Origin of the sequence: Acidovorax benzenivorans (genome assembly GCF_028680575.1) — a bacterium.
In the GTDB taxonomy this organism is placed as follows: domain Bacteria; phylum Pseudomonadota; class Gammaproteobacteria; order Burkholderiales; family Burkholderiaceae_C; genus Acidovorax; species Acidovorax benzenivorans.
Genome location: NZ_JAPCKI010000001.1, coordinates 94,580 through 111,051, shown reverse-complemented (window position 1 = coordinate 111,051; position 16,472 = coordinate 94,580). Strand labels below are relative to the sequence as shown.

The window sequence follows — 16,472 nt, the reverse complement described above, 5'->3', positions numbered from 1 at the left end:
GGGTTCTTCTCATCTTCAAGCGCATGGTTTTGTCTCCAGTGATTTTTTCGAGGCGCAAGGAAACCCGCAACGTGGCCTCAACACGCTGTGGGTGGGAGATCGATGGAAGGTGTTTTGCTACTGAATCAGGAGCTGCTGGCGCATATCAATCAAGCGCTTACGGCCTCCTGGGGCCTGAATTCAAACGCCTGGGCGATGCGCTGGCGCAGGATGGCGGTGCGCAGGTCGAATTCGGGCAGCACCCACTGGGCGAAGGCCTGGGTGGGTGTGGTCCAGCGGTCTGTGGCGGCCGTGGATTGTTCCGCGCGGTGGGGGCGGGCGGCGCCGATCTGGGCCCAGGCCCATTCCAGCAGCACCAGCGCCACGGCGCGCAGGTAGTCGTCGGCCACCCAGTAGGGCAGTTCGGGGTCGGACTGCGCGGCAATCGCCAGGGTCTGCGTGATCTCCACCAGGGCATGGCGGCGTGCGCTGGCAGCGGCGCTGGGGGCGGCGCCGGGCAGTGTGGTCAGCAGCGTTGCCAGGCCCTGGCCGCCATCGGCCAGCACCTTGCGCACCAGCAGGTCGATGGCCTGGATCTCGTTGGTGCCCTCGTAGATCATGGCCACGCGCGCGTCGCGCACGATCTGCTCGATGCCCCATTCACGCACATAGCCGTGGCCGCCAAACACCTGCAGGCAGGCGCTGGCGCCGTGGAAGGCCTGGTCGGTGAGGGCGGCCTTGAGCACGGGCGTGACCAGCGCGCACCAGCGCTGTGCTGCGGCGCGTTCGCCCGCGTCGGCACTGTGCTTGGCCACATCGAGCTGCAGGGCGGTGTGGTAGGCCAGCACGCGGCCGCCGTCGATCCAGGCGCGCTGCGTGTGCAGGATGCGGCGGATGGCGGGGTGGTCTTGAATGAGGCTGGTGTCCTTGGCGCCGGGGGCGCGCATCTGGCGGCGCTCTGCGGCGTAGGCGCTGGCCTTTTGCCACGCGGCCTCCAGCAGGCCGATGCCTTGCAGGCCCACGTGCAGGCGCGCGGCGTTCATCATCACGAACATGGCGTTCAGGCCTTTGTTGGGCTCGCCCACCAGCCAGCCGGTGGCGTCGTCAAAGCGCATCACGCAGGTGGGGCTGCCGTGCAGGCCCATCTTTTCTTCGATGCGCTCGCAGACCACGGCGTTGCGGCTGGCGTCGGGCAGCACCTTGGGCACTAGGAACAGCGACAGCCCCTTGGGCCCCGCAGGTGCATCGGGCAAACGCGCCAGCACCAGATGCACGATGTTGTCCGTCAGGTCGTGCTCGCCGCCCGAGATAAAAATCTTGCTGCCGTTCACCCGCGCGCTGCCGTCGGGCTGCGGCACGCCGCGTGTGCGCACCATTCCCAGGTCGCTGCCCGCATGGGCTTCGGTGAGGCACATGGTGGCCAGCCATTCGCCGGTGGCGACCTTCTCCAGGTACTGCGCCTTGAGTTCGTCGCTGGCGTGGTGCTTGATGCATTCATACGCGCCGTGCAGCAGGCCGGGCGCCATGGTCCAGCCGTGGTTGGCACCGGCCAGCCATTCAAACAGCACACATTCGAGCACCGCAGGCAGGCCCTGGCCGCCATCGTCGGGCGCACAAGACAGCGACGGCCAGCCCGCCTGCCAGAAGGCCTGGTACGCGTCGCGAAAACCTGCGGGCGTATGCACGCGCCCGGCATCAAAGCGGCAGCCCTCTTCGTCGCCGCTGCGCTGCAGCGGGGCGATGGCGCTGTCCACAAACTTGGCTGCCTCGTCCAGCACCTGGGCCGCCAGGTCGCCATCGGTATCCGCAAACGGCGCCAGGCCCTGCCAGCGCGCGGGCGCCTTCAGCACGGTGGTCAGCAGGTGCTGGATGTCGGCAAGGGTCTGGCGGGCTTGCATGAGTTGCTCTCTTATTGATAGCTGTCTGCGCTTTGTGGATGGGCGCTAGCGGCTGTTTTTGTATTTTTGCCATGCGGCAGCCCGGACTGGGGGGCAGTCCGGACCTGCGGCGCAGGGGGGATTAAGACTCTGCGGTGAAGCCGATCTTCTTGATCAGCGGACCCCAGCTGTCGTACTCGGCCTTTTGCCAGCGGGCCTGTTCTTCAGGGGTGGAGCCGTGCGGCATCAGGCCCACGATGGCCAGGCTGTCGATGACCGACTTTTCTTTCAGCGCTGCGTTGATGGCGGCGTTGGCGGCGGCGATCACCGGCTTGGGCGTGGCGGCCGGGGCGTAGAAGCCAAACCATTCTTCGGTGGTCAGCTCAGGGAAGCCTTGCTCGGCAAACGTGGGCACGTCGGGCACGTAGATGGAGCGCTTGGGGCCCGAGGTGGCCAGGATGCGCAGCTTGCCGGCCTTGTAGTTGGCGATGAAGTCACCATGCGGCGTGACCATGGCCGCCACCTGGCCGCCCACCACGTCCGTCACGCCGGGGATGGAGCCACGGTAGGGCACGTGGCGCAGGTCCACGCCGCTGTTGATGCCCAGCAGCGCGCCCAAAAAGTGGGGTGTCGAGCCCGCGCCGGGCGAGCCGTAGCTGGCGTCCTTGGGGTTGGCCTTGGCCCAGGCCAGGAAGTCCTTCACCGTCTTGACGCTGGCGGGCACCATGGGGCCCACGGCCAGGCCGTGGTGCATGACGGCGGCAATCGACACGGGCGCGAAGTCCTTGTCGGTGTAGTTCATCTTGCTGTAGATGTGCGGGTAGTTGGCCAGGGCCGACACCTGCGCCAGTGCCAGCACCGAGCCGTCGGCGGGTGCTGCCTTGAGCGTCTCCAGCGCAATGCGGCCGCCCGCACCGGGCTTGTTCTCCACCACACCAGCGTTTTTGCTGAAGGCGGTGCCCCCCCATTTTTCTGCCACACGGCGGGCCACGGTGTCGCCCGAGCTGCCAGCGGGGAAGCCGAAGTACACCTTCACCTGCTCCACCTGGGCATGGGCAGCAAAGGGGTGGAAGGCGCCCAGCGCGGCGCTGGCGCCAAGGGCCTGAACAAATTGACGGCGTGTGGTGGTCATGGTGATGTCTCCTGGTGTGTGTCTGACGGAAATCTCTGGGGTCAAGCTGGGGCGCTTGCGCGCCCTCTTGTTATTTATGTATGGCTATGTGTGGCGCTCGCTGTTTACCGGGGCGCCATGCGCAAGGCGCCGTCCAGGCGAATGACTTCGCCGTTCAGGTGGCCGTTGGTCACGATATGGCAAGCCAGCTCGGCAAACTCTTCGGGTTTGCCCAGGCGTGGCGGGAAGGGGATGCTGGCCGCCAGCGACTGTTGCACGGCCTCGGGCAGCTCCTTCATCAGCGGCGTGGCAAACAGGCCGGGCGCCACGGTGCACACGCGAATGGCGTGCTGCGCCAGGTCGCGTGCCATGGGCAGCGTCATGCCCGCCAGGCCCGCCTTGGAGGCGCTGTAGGCCTGCTGGCCCACCTGGCCGTCAAAGGCCGCGACGGAGGCGGTGAACATCATCACGCCGCGTTCGCCGTTGTCCAGCACCGGCAGCTTGCTGCAAGCGGCGGCAAACAGGCGGCTCACGTTGTAGGTGCCGATCAGGTTGATGTTGACCACGCGCACGAAGTCTTCGAGCGGCGCGGCGCTGCCGTCGCGCTGCACCACGCGCTTGGCGCTGCCGATGCCCGCCACGTTCATGAGGATGCGGGCGGGGCCGTGAGCAGCAGCGGCTTTCTCCAGCGCAGCGGTGACGCTGGCGGGGTCGGTGATGTCGCAGGGGCAGGCCACGGCGCAGCCGTCTCCAAATTCTTTGCCAATGTCCGCGGCCACCTTTTCGGCCAGCTCGGCATTGCGGTCGAGCACGGCCACCTTGGCGCCCAGGCGGGCCAGTTCGCGTGCGGTGGCCTCGCCGAGGCCCGATGCGCCGCCGGTCACGAGGGCGGCTTGTCCTTGAATCTGCATGGTGTGTCTGTCCTGTGATGGGTGGAGTTTCAGGCGCCGGGTTGGAGGATGCCGGGTGCCGATCCGTCGTGCAAGGCCGTGACCAGCGCATCGCGGTGCTTGAGCACGGCTCGCTGGTTGACGGAGCCCTTGTCGGTGATCTCGCCCTTGTCGATGGAGGGCGGCTCGGCCACCAACAGGGCTCGGGCCACCCGGCTGGCGCTGCCGGTGGCTTCGCGGGCCAGCTCGTCCAGCACCGCCGCGATGCGCTGGCGCACGGCGGGGTGGGCCACCACGTCGGCCCAGGGTGCGTCCGGCCCCAGGCCAGCGACTTCGCGGCAAGCGGGCGACGGGAACAGCAGGGCGCCGACTTCCTTCATGTTCAGGCCCGTGAGCACCACGTCCTGGATGTAGGGCGCGCCCGCCACGATGATCTTGGCGCGCATGGGGCCCACGCTCACAAAGGTGCCGGTGGAGAGCTTGAAGTCTTCGGCAATGCGGCCGTCAAACGCCAGGCCCCGGTGGATGTCGTTCTCGTCAATCCACTTCACGGCATCGCCGGTGCACAGGTAGCCTTCGTCGTCAAAAGCGTCGCGTGTGGCCGCGTCGGAGCGCCAGTAGCCGGGCGTGACGTTGGGTCCGCGATAGCGCACCTCGGTCTTGCCATCCACCTCCACCAGCTTGAGCACCATGCCCGGCACGGGCGCGCCGATGTGGCCGGAGCGGACATCGGGGCTGTTGACGAACATGGCAGACGGTGCCGATTCGGTCATGCCCAGGCCGGTGGCCATCACGATGCGCTCGCCAATGGCGGCCTCTTGCGTGGCGTGCAGGCTGTCCCACACGGGCTGGGCCAGGCCAGCGCCGGAATAGAAGAACATGCGCACGCGCGACAACAGGTTGCTGCGCAATTGCGCGTCGGTCTTCATCGCCTCGGCAATCATTTCAAAACCCGTGGGCACGTTGAAGTACACCGTGGGCGCAATCTCGCGCAGGTTGCGCAATGTCTCGCCAATGAGCGCAGCCGTGGGCTTGCCGTCGTCGATGTAGAGCGTGCCGCCGTGCTGCAGCGTGAGGCCGAAGTTGTGGTTGCTGCCAAAGGTGTGGTTCCACGGCAGCCAGTCCACCAGCACCGGCGGGGCTTCGGCCAGCACGGGCAGGGACAGCGTGATCTGCTGCAGGTTGGCACACCACATGCGCTGGGTGTTGATGACCGGCTTGGGCATCTTGGTGGAGCCGCTGGTGAACAGGAACTTCACGATGGTGCCGGGGCCGGTGGCGTGCATTGCCGCGTCCACAGTCGGTGTGGCGGGGGTGTGGCGCAGGCTCTGGAAGGTGTCGGCCTTGCGGCCCTCCAGCGCGCCTTGGGCCAGGATCACTTCGACATCGGGCGCCACGGTGGCCGCGATGGCCTTGCCGTAGCGTGCGCCATCGGCGGCAAACACCAGGCCGGGGGTGAGGGTGTCGATGACGTGGCGCAGCTTGTCGTAGTCCTGGCTCACGGTGGCATAAGCGGGCGACACAGGGCAGTAGGGTACACCGGCGTAGATGCAGCCCAGCGCCAGCAGCGCGTGTTCGATGGTGTTCTCGCTCAGCACCACCACCGGGCGCTCGGCGTTCAGGCCCCGGTCCAGCAGGGCCTGGCCGATGCTGCGCGCAGCGTCGAGCGCCTGGGCGTAGCTCACGTGCTGCCAGTCACCCGTCTTGCCGCCGGGCAGCTGCTCGCGGCGCGCCAGAAAGCTGTGGTCGGGCGTGGACTCGGCCCAGTGCACCAGGTAGTCCGTCACACGCCGGGCAAAGGCGCCCAGGGGCAAGTCGGCTTGCAGGTAACGCACGCCCTGCGCACCGTCGCGCAGGCTGACGCGGGTCACGCCGAAGTTCACGGGGCGGTAGCGGGCCGGGGCGAGGGGGGTGGAGAGGTCGCTCATAGGGGGTTCCAGCTGGGGCAAGGGGTGACTGGGGGCGGGCTCAGTCCTTGCGGACCTTGGCGGCGCGGCCTTCGAGAAAGTCGGCCAGGCGGGACTTGGCTTCGGGGGCGCTCTGGGCGATGGCCGCCATCATGGCTTCGGTGAAGAAGCCCTGGTCGGCGGGCTGCTCCGCAATGCGGGGCAGGGCGTGCATCAGCGCGTAGTTGGTCAGTGGCGCGTTCTGGGCCACGCGCACGGCCAGCTCAAAGGCCTTGTCAAAGGCCTGGCCTTCGGGCACCAGATACTGGGCAAAGCCCACTTTCTCGCCGTCCTGCGCGTTGTAGACGCGGCCGGTCAGCATCATGTCCGTCATGCGTGCAGCGCCGATGAGCTTGGGGATGCGCACCGCCCCCCCGCCGCCCACAAAGATGCCGCGCGAGCCTTCGGGCAGTGCGTAGAAGGTGGATTCGTCGGCCACGCGGATGTGGCAGGCGCTGGCCAACTCCAGCCCGCCGCCCACCACGGCGCCATGCAGCGCAGCGATGACCGGCACGGGGCCGTACTGCACACGCTCCAGCGCGGCGTGCCACATGCGCGAGTGGTGCAGGCCCTGGCCGGCGTCGCGCTCTTTGAGCTCCGACAGGTCCAGCCCGGCGCAGAAGTGGGGGCCGTCGCCATCGATGACGGCCGCGCGCACGGTGCTGGGCATTTGTTCGAACAGGTCGCGCAGCGCGAGGATCAGGCCGTCGTTCAGCGCGTTGCGCTTGGCCGCGCGGGTCAGGCGGATCACGGCCACTTCCTGGTGGTCGCCGCGCAGCTCGAAATGGATGTCTGGATGGGTCATAGAGGCTTTCGTGTTGGTTGAATTGTGGTTATAGTTCATAACCAATTCAAGCAAGCAAAGCCCGTTTTTTATTGGTGTTTACCCTTGATCTGCGTCATGCCCCATGGCGCATGCTGAGGGTTTGAGGCCGTACCGACGGGCGTCAACCCAGGAGACACGCATGGACCACGCAAACCTGATCGCCATCGACATCCACACGCACGCCGAGGTGAGCTGCTGGAACCCGTTTGACAACTACGGCGAGGAGTACGACCGCGCCGCAGACAAATACTTCAAGAACGGCCGCCGCCCCACCATTGCCGAGACGGTGGCGTACTACCGCGAGCAGAAGATTGGCTTGGTGATGTTCACGGTGGACGCCGAGTCCAAGATGGGCCGCCGCCGCATCCCCAACGAAGAGATCGCCGAAGCCGCCAAGGCCAACAGCGACATGATGACGGCGTTCGCCAGCATCGACCCGCACAAGGGCAAGATGGGCGCGCGCGAGGCCCGCCGCCTGATTGAGGAGTTCGGCATCAAGGGCTTCAAGTTCCACCCCACGGTGCAGGCCTACCACCCCTACGACAAGATGGCCTGGCCCATCTACGAGGTGATTGCCGAGTACGGCATGCCCGCCATCTTCCACACCGGCCACAGCGGCATTGGCAGCGGCATGCGCTGTGGCGGCGGTCTGCGGCTGGAGTACAGCAACCCCATGCACCTGGACGATGTGGCGATCGACTTCCCTGACATGCAGATCGTGATGGCGCACCCCAGCTTTCCGTGGCAGGACGAGGCCCTCTCGGTGGCCACGCACAAGCCCAATGTCTGGATCGACCTGTCGGGCTGGAGCCCCAAATACTTTCCCAAGCAACTGGTGCAGTACGCCAACACGCTGCTCAAAGACCGCATCCTGTTCGGCAGCGACTACCCGCTCATCACGCCCGAGCGCTGGATGAAGGACTTCCAGGAAGCGGGCTTCAAGCCCGAGGTGATGCCCGGCATCCTGAAAGGCAACGCGGTGCGGTTGCTGGGGCTGGACAAGGCCCAGGCGGCACCCGCCGCCTGATCGCCCGGCTGCCTGACTGTCTGAGACGCAACTGCAGCCAAGCCCGCTGCGGCCGCAGGGTCAGTCGTAGACTTTTTGCAGCAGCCGAATCAGCGTCTTGCGCTCGGCCGCCGTGAGGCGGTTCGTGGCGTCTTCTTCCAGTTGCGCGGCCGTCTGCGCGGCCTGCGCGGTCAATTCCACCCCGGCGGGCGTCAGGTGCACGCCCATGGCGCGCCCGTCGCTGGGGTGCGGGCGGCGCTCGATCAGGCCGCGCCGCTCCAGCGCCGCAATCAGCCCCACCATGTTGGGCGGCAGCACACTGAGCGTGGCGCACAGCTGCCGTGAGGTGATGCCCGGGTTGTGTTCCACCAGCGACAGTACCGAAAAATCCACCACCTTCAGGTCGTACACGGCCATGCGGTCCATGAACACGGCAATGATGGACAGCGCCGCGCGCCGCGTGTTGTAGCCCACCAGCGTACGCAAAAAGCCGGTGTCCACCAGCTCGCCAGCGGGTGGTGTGGTGTCTGCGGGGCCGGGAGTCGACGGGGATTTTTTGGGGGAACGGACGCTGGACATGGGGGGAGATTGTGCCGGGCGCTTGGGCCCACGCGCCGGGCGTGAACAGCCTGGGACGCCGGGAGTGCGCCCCTTTTGAGCAAAATCAGCCGCAGGCGCAGTTTCTATATGCGCTGGCTGCTATTAATTTGATATTAAGTGCCGCCACCGCTCACACCGGGCTGCGCAGCACGCGGCGGTATTGCACGGCTTCGGCCACATGGCTGACTTCGGTGGTGGGCGCGCCCGCCAGGTCGGCGATGGTGCGCGCTACCTTCAGCGCCCGGTGCGTGCTGCGGGCCGACCAGCCCAGACGGGCAGCGGCGGTGTTGAGGAACTTGGCGGCCGTATCGTCCAGGTGCAAGTGGACATCGATCTGTTGCCCCTGAAGCGCCTGGTTGGTGGTGCCCTGGCGCGCCAGTGCCTTGGCGCGGGCCTGCTCCACCCGGGCGCGAATGCTCGCCGTGGACTCGCCCGCAGGCGCTTGCACCAGTTGCTCGGCGGGCAGGGCAGGCACCTCGACATGCAGGTCGATGCGGTCCAGCAGCGGGCCGCTGAGCTTGGCTTGGTAACGGTGGACTTGGTCGGGCGTGCAGCGGCAGGCGCGCTGCGTGGAGCCCAGAAAGCCACAGGGGCACGGGTTCATGGCCGCGATCATCTGGAACCGGGCCGGATACTCCGCCCGCTGCGCCGCCCTGGCGATGGTGATGTGGCCGGTTTCCAGCGGCTCGCGCAGGGCCTCCAGCGCAGCCCGGGGGAATTCCGGAAGTTCGTCGAGGAACAAAACACCCTGGTGGGCCAGCGAGATTTCGCCCGGCCTGGGTGGCGATCCGCCGCCCACCAGCGCCACCGCGCTGGCCGTGTGATGGGGCTGGCCCGTGGGGCGCACCCCAAAGGCCTCTGGCCGAAAGCGGCCTGCCAGGCTGGCAATGGCAGCGCTCTCCAGGGCTTCTTCCACCGTCATCGCAGGCAACAACCCGGCAAAACGCTGCGCCAGCATTGACTTGCCCGAGCCGGGCGGGCCGGCCATCAGCACGCTGTGGCCGCCGGCCGCTGCAATCTCCAGCGCTCGTTTGGCACCCGCCTGGCCCTTCACGTCGGCCATGTCGGGGCCGGTGGTGTTGGCTGTGAGCGCGGTGGCCTGCAGGCGGGTCCAGCCGTCGTTGGCCACGTCGGCATCGCCACCTGCCACGCTGCCCGGGGGCAAAAAGGCTCGCACCACATCCAGCAGGTGGCGCGCGCGCACCACGCGGGCGGCGGGCACCAGGGCGGCTTCTTCGGCGCTGCCGGGCGGCAACACCAGCTGGGTGTCGATCTGCTGCGTCTGCAGTGCCAGGCTGGTGGCCAGCGCGCCGCGTACGGGGCGCAGTTCGCCCGACAGCGACAGCTCGCCCGCAAACTCATAGCCCGCCAGGCGGCTGGCATCCACCTGTCCGCTGGCGGCCAGGATGCCCAAGGCGATGGGCAGATCGAAGCGCCCGGAGTCCTTGGGCAAATCCGCAGGCGCGAGGTTGACGGTGATGCGTTTGTTCGTCGGGAACTCCAGCCCCGCGTTCTGCAGCGCCGAACGCACGCGCTCGCGGGCCTCTTTCACCTCCACCTCGGCCAGACCCACCAGCGTGAAGCTGGGCAAGCCGTTGGCCAGATGCACTTCGACGGTGACAGCAGGTGCCTGCAGCCCCAGAAGGGCGCGGCTTTGCACCAAAGCAAGACTCATGAAGCAATTTCTCCCCAGACGGGTGCGTTTTATGGTTTTTTAGCGTGGCCTCACGGACATATGCACCAGTTGGGTGCGGTGCGTGGGATGCGCTCGCCACCACTGTACTGGGGATTGTTGTAACGCAACGCAACCATATGACCGGCTGTGCACCTTGGTGTGGCACGGTCCGTGCTTAAAGCGCTTGTCCTTACTTTGTCCAACCGGAGGAAACATGACCCGCGCCATCATCAAGACCCTGGGCGTTGCCCTTGTTGCAACCCTTCCCATGCTGGCCAGCGCCCAGCTCACCGCCAACGTCAGCCTGACCACGAACTACAAGTTCCGTGGCCAAGACCAGGATGCCTCCAAGGTCAAGGCCGTCAAGCCCGCCCTGCAAGGTGGCTTTGACTACGCGTTTGGCGAAACCGGCTTCTACGTGGGCAACTGGAACTCCAGCGTGGACTGGCTGTCTGGCAATTCGCTCGAAGCCGACCTGTACGGCGGCTACAAGTTCAAGGCTGGTGGCGTGGACCTGGATGTGGGCCTGCTGACCTACATCTACCCCGGCAACAGCGCGGGCAACACCACCGAAGTCTATGGCGCTGCCACCTTCGGCCCCGTGACTGCCAAGTACTCGCACACCCTGTCCAAGGACTACTTCGCCTACGCAGGTTCTGGCCTCAAGGGCCGCAACACCGGCTACCTGAACCTGGCTTTTGCCCAGGAAGTGGCGCCCAGCATCACGCTCAAGGCCTCGGTGGGCTTCACCCGCTTCGGTGGCGACATCGCAGCCCCCAACTACATGGACTACAGCGTGGGTGGTGCGTATGACTTCGGCGGTGGTGTGTCCCTCGGCGCTGCCGTGGTCGGCGCCAACAAGAAGGACTACTTCGGCCCCGTCAACAAGTCGCGCGTGATCGTCACGCTCACCAAAACCCTGTAAGTCTCAATGGGCGCCGCAGGCGCCCATTCCGGAGGATCTGAAAATGAAAATGGTGACAGCCATCATCAAGCCCTTCAAGCTCGACGAGGTGCGCGAAGCGCTCTCCGACATCGGCGTGCAAGGCATCACAGTGACCGAAGTCAAGGGCTTCGGCCGCCAAAAGGGCCACACCGAGCTGTACCGCGGTGCAGAGTACGTGGTGGACTTTCTTCCCAAGGTCAAGATCGAAGCCGCCGTGGCCGACGACCTGGTGGACCGCGTGATCGAATCCATCGAGACCGCAGCGCGCACCGGCAAGATCGGTGACGGCAAGATTTTCGTGACCCACCTGGAGCAGGTGGTGCGCATCCGCACTGGCGAAACCGGCAAGGAAGCCCTGTAAGGGCGAAGCCGCATCACATCCAAGAAGAGAAACGCCATGAAAAAATTGCTTGCTTCCTTCATTCTGGGGCTGAGTCTGCTGTCCGGTGGATCGGCCGTCCTCGCCCAGGCGCCCGCCACGGCAGAGGCCTCGGCACCCGCCGCGGCTGCACCAGCGGCTGAAGCTGCTGCACCTGCCGCAGCAGCAGCACCGGCTGCCGCCGCCGCTGCTGCTCCTGCAGCGCCCGCCGCAGAAGCGCCTGCCCCGGTCCCCAACAAGGGCGACACCGCCTGGATGATGACCTCCACCATCCTCGTGATCCTGATGGTCCTGCCCGGCCTGGCACTGTTCTACGGCGGCCTGGTGCGCAGCAAGAACATGCTGTCCGTGCTGATGCAGGTCATGGTCACGTTCTCGCTGATCGTGGTGCTGTGGTTCATCTACGGCTACAGCCTGGCCTTCACCGAAGGCGGTGCCTTCATCGGTGGTTTTGACCGGTTGTTCATGAAGGGCATCTGGGACAACGCGGCAGGCACGTTTGCCAACGCGGCCACGTTCAGCAAGGGTGTTGTGATTCCGGAAGTGGTGTTTGCCGCCTTCCAGGCCACGTTCGCAGGCATCACCTGCGCCCTGATCGTCGGTGCGTTCGCTGAGCGCATCAAGTTCAGCGCCGTCATGCTGTTCATGGTCCTGTGGTTCACGTTCAGCTACCTGCCGATCGCCCACATGGTGTGGTTCTGGATGGGCCCTGACGCCTACGCCTCCAAGGAAGTGGCCGACGCCATGACCGGCAAGGCCGGCCAGATCTGGCAGTGGGGTGCTCTGGACTTTGCTGGCGGTACCGTGGTGCACATCAACGCCGCTGTGGCGGGCCTGATGGGCGCGTTCATGGTGGGCAAGCGCATTGGTTACGGCAAGGAAGCCATGGCGCCTCACAGCCTGACGCTGACCATGGTGGGTGCCTCGCTGCTGTGGGTGGGCTGGTTCGGCTTCAACGCTGGCTCTGCCCTGGAAGCCAACGGCTTCGCAGCCCTGGCCTTCATCAACACGTTGGTGGCTACCGCTGCTGCCGTGCTGGCATGGTGCATGGGTGAAGCGCTGATGCGTGGCAAGGCTTCGATGCTGGGTGCAGCGTCGGGTGCTGTGGCCGGTCTCGTGGCCATCACGCCTGCGGCTGGTAACGTCGGTATCGGCGGTGCGCTTGTCATCGGCCTGGTGGGTGGTTTTGCCTGCCTGTGGGGTGTCAACGGCCTCAAGAAGCTGCTGGGTGCGGACGACTCGCTCGACGTGTTCGGCGTGCACGGCATCGGCGGTATCGTGGGTGCTCTGCTGACCGGCGTGTTCAACGCTCCTGGCCTGGGTGGCCCTGGCTATGTGGCCGACTGGGTGACCGCCACCATGGTGACCTCTGCCGACTACTCCATCGCAGCCCAAGTGTGGGTCCAGGCCAAGGCCGTGCTGCTGACCATCGTGTGGTCGGGCGTGGTGTCCTTCGTGGCCTACAAGGTGGTTGACCTGACGGTGGGCCTGCGTGTCTCGGAAGAAGACGAACGCGAAGGTTTGGACATTACTTCGCACGGCGAAACGGCGTACAACCGCTGATCGCTCTGCGCCCTACGCGCTGCGGTGTCTGGTGGCACCGTGGCGTCGCAATAAGAACAAGCGAGTGACTCCTCTGGTTATTTCAGCCCGCCGACCACCGGCGGGCTTTTTTCGTACCAGGCGAGGACTCGCTTTCTTTTTGCACCTTGTTTTTCGGCTGGGCGAAACCGTGGGGCCCATGCGCCCCAGGGCCTTCGCCAGTCCTTTGCACACCCGCTGTTCAAAAAATTCACGCGCTCCGGGCGCTGCGCCACCGACCGCTGCCGCTACGATGCACGGATGGACTTCTCCCTTGCCCCGATCACTGAGCGCGTGCGCGCTGCCGCCGCCGACCAGACCCCTCTGCGTATCCGTGGCGGGGGCACCAAGGACTTTCATGGCCTGGCGCTGCACGGTGAAGTGTTGGACACCCGGGTGTTGCGTGGCATCGTGAGCTACGAGCCCAGCGAGCTGGTTGTCACCGCTCGGGCAGGCACCCCGCTGGCCGAGCTGGAAGCCGCGCTGGCCGAACAAGGCCAGTGCCTGCCCTTTGAGCCGCCCCATTTCGCCAAGGCCCCACAAGACGCCGCCACCGTGGGCGGCATGGTCGCGGCAGGCCTGTCGGGCCCGGCCCGCGCCAGCGTGGGCGCGGTGCGTGACTACCTGCTGGGCGTGACCCTGCTCAACGGCAAGGCCGAGCTGCTGACCTTCGGCGGCCAGGTCATGAAGAACGTGGCGGGCTATGACGTGTCGCGCCTCATGGCCGGTGCCTGGGGCACGCTGGGCTTGCTGACCGAAGTGAGCCTCAAGGTGCTGCCCGTGGCGCCTGGCGAGGCCACGCTGCGGTTCGATGGCATCAACCAGGCAGACGCCTTGCGCAAATTGCACGCCTGGGGTGGCCTGCCACTGCCACTCAACGCCAGCTGTTGGGTGCAAGACGACGGTGTGGGCACGCTCTATGTGCGCCTGCGCGGCGCCGTGGCGGCGGTGGAGGCCGCCTGCAAGTCGATGGGCGGCACACGCATGGACAACGCCACAGTGGCCGCCGACTGGACCGCCTGTCGCGAGCAGACGCTGCCCTGGTTCGCCGCCCGCGCTGCCCGGCCCGGCCACGCACTGTGGCGTCTGTCCGTGCCAGCCACGGCCCCGGCGCTGAGCTTGCCGGGCGGCGCGCAGCCGCTGGTGGAGTGGCACGGTGCGCTGCGCTGGGTGCAGGCCCCCGCATCTGCGGGCGATGCCCTGCGCGAAGCCGCCAGTGCGGTGGGTGGAAGTGCTTCACTATTTGTAGCGGCTAGCGCTGATGAATCAAGCGCTAGCGGCGGTTTTGATCTGAAATCATCCGCCCTGGAGCAGATCCACGCCAGGCTCAAGCAAAGCTTTGACCCCGCAGGCATCTTCAACCCCGGCCGCATGGCCGCAGGCTGGTAGCCGCACCGCCATCACCGTTCTGCTTCGCATGCGTCGCCTTCTTCATCTCACCGGACACCGCCGCACCGTCGCCAGCAACCGCGTGCTGGGCCTGCTGCTGGCCTTCAACGCGGGGGCGGTGAATGCGGGCGGGTTCTTGGTGGTGCACATGTACACCTCGCACATGACGGGGTTTCTTTCGTCCCTGGCCGACAACCTGGTGCTGGGCAACATGAAGCTGGTGTTGGGCGCAGTGGGGGCGCTGTGGGCGTTCATGTCCGGCGCGGGCAGCACGGCCATTCTGGTCAACTGGGCGCGCCACCACCACCTGCGCAGTACCTACGCGCTGCCGCTGCTGATCGAGGCTGCGCTGATGCTGCTGTTCGGGATGATTGGCGCCATCACCCTGGGGTGGCGTACGCCGTTTTCGGTGCCGCTCACGGTGCTGTTGTTGGCCTACCTCATGGGCTTGCAGAACGCCGTGGTCACCAAGATGTCGTCCGCGCAGATCCGCACCACCCACATGACCGGAGTGGTGACCGACCTGGGCATCGAGATGGGCAAGATGCTCTACTGGAACCGCCAGGGCACCGCGCCCGAGCAGCAGGTGCGGGCCAACCGCGAGCGGCTGCGGCTGTTTGCGGGGCTGGTGAGCATGTTCCTCGCCGGAGGGCTGGTGGGTGCCGCCGGCTTCAAGCATGTGGGGTTCATTTTTGTCGTGCCCCTGGCCTTGGTGCTGCTGGCCTTGTCGCTGCCGCCCCTGTGGGCCGACCGCGAACGGCTGCAGCAGTTGCTGGTGCAGTGGCGCACGGGCGCTGCAGCACCGTTGCCGCCCACGGCCCCCCATGCACCTGCCGCGCCTGCGCAACCCCATCCCGACGCGCACCCGCCCCGCTGATCCGGGTTGGCCCGGCCGGTTTTCGTTTTCGTTTTGATCCAGCACGCACCATGCAGACCCAGCTCGCCCCCGAATACGCCGCCCGCGCCGATGGCCTGGAGGCCGAATCCATCTTGCGCAAATGTGTGCACTGCGGCTTTTGCACCGCTACCTGCCCCACCTACCAGCTGCTGGGCGACGAGCTGGACGGCCCGCGCGGCCGCATCTACCTCATCAAGCAGGTGCTCGAAGGCGAGACGCCCACCCGCAAGACCCAGATGCACCTGGACCGGTGCCTCACCTGCCGCAACTGCGAAAGCACTTGCCCTAGCGGTGTGCAATACGGCCACCTGGTGGACATTGGCCGCAAGATCGTCGATGAAAAAGTGCCCCGCCCCGTGGGCGAAAAAGCCCTGCGCTGGGCGCTGAAGGAAGGCCTGCCCTCGCCCCTGTTTGCCCCCGCCATGAAGGCAGGGCAAATGGTGCGCGGCCTGCTGCCCGAAGCGCTGAAGGCCAAGGTGCCCGCACCCCAGCAGGCGGGGGCCTGGCCCACGCGCGAACATGCGCGCAAGGTGCTTTTGCTGGCGGGCTGCGTGCAACCGGCCATGATGCCCAACATCAACACCGCCACTGCCCGTGTGCTCGACGCCGTGGGCATCCAGACCGTGATCGCGCCCAAGGCGGGTTGCTGCGGCGCCGTCAAGTTCCACCTCAACGACCAGGAGGGCGGCAAGGCCGAGATGCGCGCCAACATCGACGCCTGGTGGCCTCTGGTGGACCCGGACGGGGCGGGTGGGGTCGAGGCCATCGTCATGAACGCCTCAGGCTGCGGTGTCACCGTCAAGGAATACGGCCACATCCTGAAGGACGACGCGTTGTACGCAGCCAAGGCCGAGCGCATCAGCGCCCTCACGCGCGACCTGTCGGAGCTGCTGCCCGACCTGTTGCCCGAGTTGGCGGACAAGCTCGCCGGGCGCGTGCAGCGGCCCGATACCCTGTTTGCCTACCACCCCCCCTGCACGCTGCAGCACGGCCAGAAACTGCGCGGCGGGGTCGAGGCGCACCTGAACCAGCTCGGCTTCAAGCTGCGCACGGCGCGCAACGATGCCCACCTGTGCTGCGGCTCGGCCGGCACGTATTCGGTGCTCAACCCCGACCTGTCTCACCAGCTGCGCGACCGCAAGCTCGACGTGCTCGGCGAGGCCTTTGGCAATCAGCCGCCCGACATGATCCTATCGGCCAACATCGGCTGCATCACCCACCTGCAAAGCGGTACCGGCACGCCGGTACGGCACTGGGTGGAGGTGCTGGACGAGGCGCTGCGCCTGGGCTGACCCTGCCTGTCTTGACGCGCTGGCAAGGGGGCAATCAGGCTGCCGCTACAGGCTGTTTCGCGCCCGCCGACCCAACG

At 66.6% G+C, this 16,472-nt stretch carries 14 protein-coding genes; 7 read left to right on the top strand and 7 right to left on the bottom strand.

Going from position 1 to position 16,472, the window contains the following annotated elements:
• Positions 1-149 precede the first annotated feature (149 nt).
• The 5 genes from OIN59_RS00530 to OIN59_RS00510 form a co-directional block, all read right to left on the bottom strand.
• The gene (locus tag OIN59_RS00530; RefSeq protein WP_274106056.1) at positions 150-1,877 is read right to left on the bottom strand and encodes an acyl-CoA dehydrogenase family protein; all 1,728 of its coding nucleotides are present in this window, start codon (positions 1,875-1,877) and stop codon (positions 150-152) included.
• 121 nt (positions 1,878-1,998) lie between these two features.
• Positions 1,999-2,988: a Bug family tripartite tricarboxylate transporter substrate binding protein gene (locus OIN59_RS00525; RefSeq protein WP_274106055.1), complete on the bottom strand. Its 990-nt coding sequence runs from the start codon at positions 2,986-2,988 to the stop codon at positions 1,999-2,001.
• Positions 2,989-3,092: 104 nt separating this feature from the next.
• Complete coding sequence (locus OIN59_RS00520) at positions 3,093-3,878, bottom strand: SDR family NAD(P)-dependent oxidoreductase (RefSeq protein ID WP_274106054.1); 786 nt, start codon at positions 3,876-3,878, stop codon at positions 3,093-3,095.
• A gap of 29 nt (positions 3,879-3,907) precedes the next feature.
• Positions 3,908-5,785 carry a feruloyl-CoA synthase gene (locus OIN59_RS00515; protein WP_274106053.1) on the bottom strand — a complete coding sequence of 626 codons (1,878 nt, stop codon included), beginning with the start codon at positions 5,783-5,785 and terminating at the stop codon, positions 3,908-3,910.
• Between the two features lie 40 nt (positions 5,786-5,825).
• The gene (locus OIN59_RS00510) at positions 5,826-6,608 is read right to left on the bottom strand and encodes a crotonase/enoyl-CoA hydratase family protein (RefSeq protein WP_274106052.1); all 783 of its coding nucleotides are present in this window, start codon (positions 6,606-6,608) and stop codon (positions 5,826-5,828) included.
• Positions 6,609-6,768: 160 nt separating this feature from the next.
• Between OIN59_RS00510 and OIN59_RS00505 the strand changes: the two genes are divergently transcribed.
• On the top strand, positions 6,769-7,656 hold the full coding sequence (locus OIN59_RS00505) for an amidohydrolase family protein (RefSeq protein ID WP_274106050.1): 888 nt from the start codon (positions 6,769-6,771) through the stop codon (positions 7,654-7,656).
• Positions 7,657-7,716: 60 nt separating this feature from the next.
• On the opposite strand, the gene OIN59_RS00500 is transcribed toward OIN59_RS00505, so the two are convergent.
• Positions 7,717-8,214: a MarR family winged helix-turn-helix transcriptional regulator gene (locus OIN59_RS00500; RefSeq protein ID WP_274106048.1), complete on the bottom strand. Its 498-nt coding sequence runs from the start codon at positions 8,212-8,214 to the stop codon at positions 7,717-7,719.
• A gap of 151 nt (positions 8,215-8,365) precedes the next feature.
• Positions 8,366-9,910 carry a YifB family Mg chelatase-like AAA ATPase gene (locus tag OIN59_RS00495; RefSeq protein ID WP_274106046.1) on the bottom strand — a complete coding sequence of 515 codons (1,545 nt, stop codon included), beginning with the start codon at positions 9,908-9,910 and terminating at the stop codon, positions 8,366-8,368.
• A gap of 214 nt (positions 9,911-10,124) precedes the next feature.
• Here OIN59_RS00495 and OIN59_RS00490 point away from each other — a divergent pair, with 214 nt between their 5' ends.
• From OIN59_RS00490 to glcF, 6 genes are all read left to right on the top strand, one after another.
• On the top strand, positions 10,125-10,835 hold the full coding sequence (locus OIN59_RS00490) for a TorF family putative porin (protein ID WP_274106044.1): 711 nt from the start codon (positions 10,125-10,127) through the stop codon (positions 10,833-10,835).
• A 43-nt stretch (positions 10,836-10,878) separates the two neighbouring features.
• Positions 10,879-11,217, top strand: a complete 339-nt coding sequence (gene glnK / locus OIN59_RS00485) for a P-II family nitrogen regulator (protein WP_015012094.1) — start codon at positions 10,879-10,881, stop codon at positions 11,215-11,217.
• Positions 11,218-11,253: 36 nt separating this feature from the next.
• Complete coding sequence (gene amt, locus OIN59_RS00480; protein WP_274106040.1) at positions 11,254-12,798, top strand: ammonium transporter; 1,545 nt, start codon at positions 11,254-11,256, stop codon at positions 12,796-12,798.
• A 279-nt stretch (positions 12,799-13,077) separates the two neighbouring features.
• Positions 13,078-14,205, top strand: a complete 1,128-nt coding sequence (gene glcE, locus OIN59_RS00475; RefSeq protein WP_274106038.1) for a glycolate oxidase subunit GlcE — start codon at positions 13,078-13,080, stop codon at positions 14,203-14,205.
• Between the two features lie 28 nt (positions 14,206-14,233).
• Entirely contained in the window at positions 14,234-15,082 is an 849-nt protein-coding gene (locus tag OIN59_RS00470) for a YoaK family protein (RefSeq protein ID WP_274106036.1), read from the top strand.
• A 50-nt stretch (positions 15,083-15,132) separates the two neighbouring features.
• Complete coding sequence (gene glcF / locus OIN59_RS00465; protein WP_274106034.1) at positions 15,133-16,395, top strand: glycolate oxidase subunit GlcF; 1,263 nt, start codon at positions 15,133-15,135, stop codon at positions 16,393-16,395.
• The last annotated feature ends 77 nt before the right edge of the window (positions 16,396-16,472 follow it).